Annotated in this window: 1 protein-coding gene and 1 pseudogene; one reads left to right on the forward strand and one right to left on the reverse strand. The window is 57.8% G+C overall.

Annotated elements, in window-relative coordinates:
- The first annotated feature begins 483 nt into the window (after window positions 1-483).
- A complete protein-coding gene (locus tag ACQ0O7_RS45040) occupies window positions 484-921 on the forward strand; it encodes a hypothetical protein (RefSeq protein WP_430792089.1) in 438 nt (145 codons plus the stop codon).
- A gap of 365 nt (window positions 922-1,286) precedes the next feature.
- On the opposite strand, the pseudogene ACQ0O7_RS45045 reads toward ACQ0O7_RS45040, so the two are convergent.
- Window positions 1,287-1,430 (reverse strand): annotated as a pseudogene (locus tag ACQ0O7_RS45045) (transposase); the annotation flags it as partial.
- Window positions 1,431-1,567 lie beyond the last annotated feature (137 nt).

A 1,567-nucleotide genomic window follows, 5' to 3' on the forward strand; every position in this document is an offset into this window, starting at 1 on the left:
CCACGCGGCTCGATCACGCCCACCCGTAAGGGACAAAACGGTCAAGCCGAAACGGACTGGAAAGGATCAAAACCCTCTGACGAATCGAGGTCAACGCAACAGAGCCGGCGAAACACCTGCCCTTGTTCACAACGCTAACTGCGGCGAGATTGTCAGTCACTTCGGTGGCTATAACGCTGCTCGTTCCGCTGCGCGTGATAGTGCTAGCTTGGGCGACGACGCGGTGCCATTTGTGTAGGAACTGGGTCCTTGGAAGGGGCGAGTCACAGGAATGCAGAGTCCGGATGGCATGCGGGGCTGGCGAGTCGATTTCGATCCCAAGAATCCAGATAAGGGTTTCCATGTCAACTGGTGGGTCAAGAATGGCCCCAAGCGAAATGATGGTTGGCGAACCGGAGCGAATGTCATTCGTGGAGGCACCGACCAAGACTACTGGGAGATCATGCAGCACCTTCCGCATACGTAAATCATTGGCGAGGAATCATGATCAACATTGAACGACCACATGTGGCGGAATGGCTGAATCGGCACCCGCATCAGGTACTTGAGCTGGGATTCTCCTCCGAGTTTGAGGCCTATCTGAACACGCTGCCTTGGGCTGGTAGCCACATCGACTGGAGGCTGCTTGATCACAAATCTCTGGAGCTTCCTGAGGACATAGATGCGGACTTCATCGAGAGTTGCCGTCGAACACCGTGGGGTCGGCACGATTATCTGATGATCATGTATTCGGGTATGGAGCCAGCGTTGCTCTGCGGCACGGTCGACGCGATTTCCGATATTGATTTGCTCTACAGCGGAGCACCTGGCACGCGTTTTTCGTGTGGCGCGGACGTGAATGACGGCAGGGTGATCCTGAACTGCCTAGAATTCGTCGAATACGACGGCTATGCGGAATTTACTTATCCCATTAGAAGGTAGCGAGTGGGCGGTTTGACGTCCGCCTGCGCGCCAACCTGGAGCGCGATCGTGTCGCGAGCGCGATCGTGTCGCGAAGTTGTGCGCCGACGGGCCTAGCGGTACGCGTCGGTTGCTGTCACGGCTGATGGCAACGGAATAAGCAATTTTACAATCGTCGATTTTTGTGATGCAGGTGATGGCCGGTTTTGGCGGGAGTGCGCGCGGGGCCGTAGGTCTTTGAACGCGTGCGCGCGGCCCGGCTTCGGCCGGGCCACTTCTTGATCCTGTATGCCTCTTGATCGACATGCGATCTACCCAGAAACGAACTGGATTTGCTATTGACACCCAAGATCAGCGTTTTTGCAGCCTATGGGGGCTCTTCGAAGTTAAGCGGGGTTGAGGTGTCCGCGGTGCGGCGGGGTGGTGGCGGTGCGGGTGCGTAGTCGTTGGTTTTCGGGGTTGCGGAATCCGTAGGCGTCGCGGGCGACGGTTTTGATGACGCGGTTGGTGCCTTCGGAGCTGGCGTTGGCCTCGATTCGTCAGAGGGTTTTGATCCTTTCCAGTCCGTTTCGGCTTGACCGTTTTGTCCCTTACGGGTGGGCGTGATCGAGCCGCGTGGCGCTGCGGAAGCGCCGGGCCTCCGTGCCCGGGCGACGGTCTTTCTGCT

It is taken from the genome of Actinoplanes sp. G11-F43, from assembly GCF_050589265.1.
GTDB lineage: Bacteria > Actinomycetota > Actinomycetes > Mycobacteriales > Micromonosporaceae > Actinoplanes.